1 pseudogene is annotated in these 626 nt (G+C 66.0%); it reads right to left on the bottom strand.

Features of this window, described 5'->3' with window-relative positions:
* Positions 1–132: 132 nt before the first annotated feature.
* A pseudogene (locus JCM25156_RS19620) lies at positions 133–626 on the bottom strand (energy transducer TonB); the annotation flags it as partial.

The raw sequence follows: 626 nt of genomic DNA, 5'->3' as shown, positions 1-626 counted from the left end.
CCGCCGGCAACGCCCCCGGCCATGAAGCCACGTCGGCCAAACGCCGCCGCAAGCCGTGCGGCATCATCATCGGGGATCAATGGCTTTACGCTTGACGTCATTTTCTTCTCCTCGCCTTCATCCCGCTTCCTGTCAGGGACGGAATACGAATTTCAGTTGTCTGGTCTGGCCCAGCAGGTTCTGCGGAATGGGCAGCTTGGCGCAGGTGGGGCTGAGCACCGCGTCACGCGCGCGTTCCGCCAGCGCGCGGTAGGCGGGATCGGCATCCACCTGCGCCTGTGTCTGCGGTGCGAAATCCACCAGTCGCGCCGTGCCGGTGCCATCCACCGTCACGACCAGATGCGCCACGAACTGGGCATAATTACGCGCGGCGGTATCTTCCGAATAGCAGCGCCGCACGGAATTGCCGATTGCCTTCTGCTCGGTCGCGCTCAGCGCGCTGGTAATGTCTCCGTCCGGTGAGCCGCCGCCATCGGGCGCGCCGCCCTGCACCGGGTTGGGCCGCGCCTTTGGCGGATGGGTCTGCTTCTGGTCCGCGCGGAAGGCGTCCAGCGTCGCCAGCAGGGAATGGGTGTCGGGCACATGCTTCTTGACCTCGTTCGGCTGCGTGATGCGCGACGCCTCCT

It is taken from the genome of Komagataeibacter kakiaceti JCM 25156, from assembly GCF_000613305.1.
The sequence above is the reverse complement of the archived record's forward strand: the minus strand, read 5'-3'. Positions and strand labels throughout refer to the sequence as shown.